Consider the following 5,338-nt stretch of genomic DNA (forward strand, 5'->3'; position numbering starts at 1 on the left):
CCAATCCATCAACCACAAAAATTTAAAAGACCTCTACCCGCAGAATTATAAAAAAATAGATGAACTAGCAAAGATGTAGTTGGTCGGGGGGATACAGATTACCGATTATTTACTTGGGAATATAATTAAGCAATATTTCTCATCACTCCAAGAATGAACAATGCAAAAAAACAAGAAAAGTTATGGGAAAGCAACCCCAAACTACAAACAAATCTTTACCGATATTCTCAATAAAAAGTTGCCGGAAAAGAAAGAAGCTTGTGAAAATTTGCTGAATAAGAAAGAGCTTTCTACAATAGACATCATCCACCTGAACAACAAAATCTTCGGAATTACCGATAAAGCAATGGAGAACGAAAACCAAAAACACCGTTCTTACAGCAAATCCGACATTCTGCAAATGCTGGATTATCAGAAAAAATACAAGCTCAACAATAGCCAATTAGCAATACATTTCAAGCTCAGCAGAAATACTGTAACTAAGTGGAAGAAGATGTTTTTGTGATAAATACAACTCCAGATTGATGTACTTGCATAGCAAAAAAGTGCTGTATCACTATGATGCAGCACTTTTTCTTTTAATCAGAAACTATTTCAGATGCGAACGCAACATCCAGGCGGTTGTTTCGTGCTGTTCCATTAGCGTAGTTAGATAGTCACTTGTACCGTAGGCAACTTTCACTTCATCATCCAGTTTCACAAGGCTTTCTCTTAGGTAGAGAATAATCGCATCGTGGTCGGCAAGCAACTCTTTAATATAGCTCAAACTATCATTTTTGCCTTCTCGTTCTTCAGATAAATGTGTTAACTGCAAAAATTGTTTCATTGTAGCAGGTGCGTAATGACCAATTTTTCTCAGTCGCTCTGCCACTTCATCAATTACATCTTCCAGTTCGGTATATAGCTGTTCAAAATAAACGTGTACCGTATGAAAGTCTGGACCTTCAATGTTCCAATGTGCATTTCTGGTTTTTAAATACAAAAGAAACTCATCCGCTAAAAGCGGTTCTAAAATTTCTGCTATAATTTCTGTCTGTTTTGGTGTCAAACCGATATTTGCTCCCATATTTTTTTAAATTTTGTTTATATAAAATTACAGAAAAAAGAAATAACCTCGATATGAAGGCATTAAAAACGCATTATTTATACTTATTCTAAATTGGTTTGAAGCCAATAAATCAGATTATATTATTTCGTACTTTTACTTATCAAAAATTAGAAATAATGAAAGTAGCCTTATTCGTCCCCTGTTATATCGATTTGATTTATCCCGAGGTTGCTATTGCCACACTGGAACTACTCGAAAAATACAATATCGAAGTTATCGTCCCCTTAAACCAAACCTGTTGCGGACAGCCCACCGCCAATGAAGGAGATCAGGAAAATTCAGCGAAAATCGAAAAGGCTTTTGCGGAGAATTTCCAGGATCTGGACGTGGATTACATTGTTGGTCCGGCGGGAAGCTGCGTAAAGCAGATCCGGCAGCATTTTGATGCCATTCCGCAAACCGAAAAGGTAACGGCCATGCGTGCAAAAACCATCGAGTTGGTGCAGTTTTTTACCGATGTGCTGAAGATCACCGATTTTTCAAACATCTCTTTTCCGCATACCATTGCCATTCACAACAGTTGCAGCTCCATCCGTGGTCTGCACATTACCTCCCGTTCCGAATGGATGGAGCCCCGTTATAACAAAACCGAAGAGCTTTTAAATTCGATAAAGGATATTACCATCAAGCATATCGACCGACCGGATGAATGCTGTGGTTTTGGCGGAACATTTTGCGTAACGGATGAAGCCGTCAGTGCAAAAATGGGACAGGATAAGGTTTCAGACTATGTCCGTAACGGAATTGAATATGTTGTTTCTCCGGATATGTCCTGCCTGATGCACCAAAAGGGAGTTTCAGATAAGGAAAAAACCAATCTGAAATTTTTGCACGTGGCGCAGATATTGAACAACGGTCCTTTTTAACGGTAAAACTTTACAAAAATGAAAAAAGTAAATGTAGAAAAAAATGCCGCAGAATTTATTTATCAGGATGATATCCACGTAACCGAGCACGATAAAAACCTGTGGAATGCACGGCAAAAAAGAGATACCGCCGCCGCACAGATCCCCGAATGGGAGGAACTGCGTAATTTGGCTTCGGCTATCAAAGAGCATACGCTGACCCATTTGGATCAATACCTGGAGCAGTTTGTAACCAATGCCGAAAAACGCGGAATTAAAGTACATTTTGCCAATGATGCTGCCGAGCACAATGCGATAGCCTATGAGATTTTGAGCAGCCACCGGGTGAAAAATATCATCAAAAGCAAATCCATGCTGCAGGAAGAATGTGGTATGACACCCTTTCTGGAAGAAAAAGGAATTGGCGTGCTGGAAACCGATCTGGGCGAACGCATACAGCAGCTATCGGAGCAGATACCCAGTCATATTGTGATGCCTGCCATCCATCAGACCAAAGAGGATATTGCAAAGCTGTTTGCCGAAAAAATAGGTACTGATCCCAATAATACCGACCCGGCTTCACTGAATACCGCAATGCGCAACAATGCCCGACCCAAATTTTTGCTTGCCGATGCCGGCATGACGGGCGGAAACTTTGCCATTGCCGAAACGGGAACTTTTGTGGTCTGCACCAATGAAGGGAATGCTGATCTTACCGCAAGTTTACCACCATTACATATTGCCAGTATCGGTATCGAAAAGATCCTGCCCAAGGCAGAAGATTTGGGTGTTTTTATACGGATATTATCCCGAAGTGCGCTGGGAACACCTGCAACGCAATACACCTCACATTTTACAGGTCCGCGTGAAGGAGCAGAAATGCACATCATCCTGACCGACAACGGCAGAAGCAAGCGATTGGCGATGGACGAGTTCTGGAAATCATTGAAATGTATCCGCTGCGGAGCATGTATGAACACCTGTCCGGTATACCGACGCAGTAGCGGACTGGCGTATGGCGCAACATATTCAGGTCCGATCGGGATCATCATCGACCCTACATTCGATGCCAAAAAGTATTCCGAATTACCGTTCCACTCGTCTTTATGCGGTTCCTGCAGCGAGGTTTGCCCGGTTCATATCAATATTGCCGAACAGATCATGGACTGGCGCAAGGTGATGATGAAAAACAAAGAGGTGGATTTTAGCCGCAGAATGGCTTTCAAAGCTGTCGGCGTGATGCTGGGACATCCGAAATTATTCCGGGCGGTTGAAAAAGTCGCCTACAACGCTATTAATATCCTGCCGGAAGCGATCACGGAAAATAAAACATTAGACCCCTGGGCGGCACATCGCAAATTGCCCGATGTGAAGAAAGAAACCTTTAGGGAGTGGTACATCAAAAACAGAAAAAACAATGAGCAGTAAAGAAGATTTTTTGCAGTCTATAAGAGCAGGATTAGCGAAACGAACACCAACAGCTTATCCCTATATCCCGACATTTGAGCAAGCGGGTATTGACTTAAAAGCTGTTTTTGAAAAGAATTTAAAGTTGGCAGCGGTTGATTTTTACGATGTTTCTTCGGTTGAAGAAGCCCAAAAAATAATGCAGGAACGATTGCCCGATGTCAAGGTCGTTTGTTCGGCAACCGATGAATGGGAAGGGAATAAAGATATCGATGCGGTGGAGCAACCTCGCGATCTGGACGATGTGGGTTTAGGTGTTTTCCGAGCCGAACTTGGTGTTGCCGAAATGGGTATGATATGGGTAACGGAAAAATCGCTGAAAGTAAATGCACTCGGTTATTTATCCCAGCATTTGGCGGTTTTGCTGGATCCTGCGGAGATTACCGAAAATATGCATACCGCATACCAAAGACCCGGGTTGCTCGATGCCAATTATGGTTGTTTCGTGATGGGATCATCAGCTACGGCAGATATCGGTGCCGTTTTGGTGAGAGGTGCGCAAGGTGCAAAAAGTCTGACGCTTTTCTTCTTGAAAACAAAAGATGATGAGACAGGAAAATAGAACGTAAGGTTCATAAAAGCAATGAATTATGGTTGAGTGTTTCTCGCAAAAAACACAAGAAGAATTAAAATATTATGTTTATCTTTTAATAGACCCAAGAGACGATAAGATATTTTATGTTGGAAAAGGGTATGGAAATCGTGTTTTTTATCATATTAATGAAGCGATATTTAATCCAAGCGAAACTGAAAAATTAGAGATTATAAGAGCCATAAAACAAGAAGACCTAAAAGTAAATCACTTTATAGTTCGGCACGGATTAGAAGAGAATGAAGCGTTAATAGTTGAATCTGTCTTAATTGATTTTTTAACTTTTAAGGATTTTGCAGAAGTTGCGAAAATTTCAAATATTGCAGCAGGTCATTATTCGTTTAACCAAGGGATTAAAACAGTGGATGAATGTGAGTTGCTTTACAATTGTGAAGAATTAAAAATAGAAAATATTCAACATAACGTTTTAGTAATCAACATTAACAAAACATACGATAATAAACGAAAAAAGAAAAATGAGAACCCAATTTATGACAGACCAAATATTTATGAAGCTACCAGAGGTTGGTGGGTTTTAGACAAAAAAAGAGCAGAAAATTCAGATTTTGTTTTAGCAGAATATAGGGGCGTAATAAGAGCGGTGTTTAAACCAGAAAGATGGGTTCAGGATATTGAAAATAGAGGGGTGAAAAGATGGGGGTTTGAAGGTTCGGAAATTACTTCAAAAGAAATTCTTGATATATACATAAATAAAGAAGTTCCTAAAATTAGAGGAATGGCAAATCCAATTCGTTATTTTGAAATAATTAAAAATGCGACTAAAATGAGTTAAGGTATAAATGAGAAACTAAATGAGGTACACAAAAGACAACTTTCCGGAAATAACCTCAAAGCCCAAATGGTTCTGGACATGATTTCTCCGTGTCGTATTTTCATTGCTATCGTTTTAATTGCATTTACTTTTTACGCCATTCCCGTTTTATTTTACATAGAAGAAAAAATTTATGGGGCGGGGTCTTTCGTTTTTTTTGTGTTTTACTATCCGTTTATCCTTTGGATGACGTTGCTTGTTCTCAAAGCTATAAAACGCAACAAGCCAAAATCTGTCAGAGAAATTACTGTTGACCGCTGTGGTATTCATTATGAAAAGTCAGACGGCGGGACCCAATCACTATTGTATACACAATTGGAAAAAACACAACCACCAATCGTCTCTGATGTTTTTACAAAAACCATCGGACGATATGGACCGACGGTTTGTATCCCCCCTACGAACCCCATATTGCGTTAATTAAAAAGCTGATTTAGTTTTGTAGCATGACAACACAAGACAACAGAACTCAAAGGTTGGCTATGATAGCCCAT

General features: G+C 39.9%; 6 protein-coding genes. 5 read left to right on the forward strand and 1 reads right to left on the reverse strand.

Going from position 1 to position 5,338, the window contains the following annotated elements:
• Positions 1-160: 160 nt before the first annotated feature.
• Positions 161-505 carry a hypothetical protein gene (locus BLV84_RS12090; RefSeq protein WP_019977066.1) on the forward strand — a complete coding sequence of 115 codons (345 nt, stop codon included), beginning with the start codon at positions 161-163 and terminating at the stop codon, positions 503-505.
• A gap of 84 nt (positions 506-589) precedes the next feature.
• Here BLV84_RS12090 and BLV84_RS12095 read toward each other — a convergent pair whose 3' ends face one another.
• Positions 590-1,066 carry a Dps family protein gene (locus BLV84_RS12095; protein ID WP_019977065.1) on the reverse strand — a complete coding sequence of 159 codons (477 nt, stop codon included), beginning with the start codon at positions 1,064-1,066 and terminating at the stop codon, positions 590-592.
• 158 nt (positions 1,067-1,224) lie between these two features.
• On the opposite strand from BLV84_RS12095, the gene BLV84_RS12100 reads away from it, so the two are divergent.
• The 4 genes from BLV84_RS12100 to BLV84_RS12115 are packed head-to-tail and all read left to right on the forward strand — an operon-like array spanning position 1,225 to position 4,805.
• The gene (locus BLV84_RS12100) at positions 1,225-1,974 is read left to right on the forward strand and encodes a (Fe-S)-binding protein (RefSeq protein ID WP_019977064.1); all 750 of its coding nucleotides are present in this window, start codon (positions 1,225-1,227) and stop codon (positions 1,972-1,974) included.
• Positions 1,975-1,992: 18 nt separating this feature from the next.
• Positions 1,993-3,381 carry a lactate utilization protein B gene (locus BLV84_RS12105; protein WP_019977063.1) on the forward strand — a complete coding sequence of 463 codons (1,389 nt, stop codon included), beginning with the start codon at positions 1,993-1,995 and terminating at the stop codon, positions 3,379-3,381.
• Complete coding sequence (locus tag BLV84_RS12110; RefSeq protein WP_093246049.1) at positions 3,371-3,982, forward strand: LutC/YkgG family protein; 612 nt, start codon at positions 3,371-3,373, stop codon at positions 3,980-3,982. Before BLV84_RS12105 ends, BLV84_RS12110 begins: the two co-directional genes overlap by 11 nt.
• Before the next feature lie 28 nt (positions 3,983-4,010).
• Positions 4,011-4,805 carry an LEM-3-like GIY-YIG domain-containing protein gene (locus tag BLV84_RS12115; protein WP_093246055.1) on the forward strand — a complete coding sequence of 265 codons (795 nt, stop codon included), beginning with the start codon at positions 4,011-4,013 and terminating at the stop codon, positions 4,803-4,805.
• The last annotated feature ends 533 nt before the right edge of the window (positions 4,806-5,338 follow it).

Origin of the sequence: Psychroflexus halocasei, from assembly GCF_900107595.1 — a bacterium.
Taxonomy (GTDB): Bacteria; Bacteroidota; Bacteroidia; order Flavobacteriales; family Flavobacteriaceae; genus Psychroflexus; species Psychroflexus halocasei.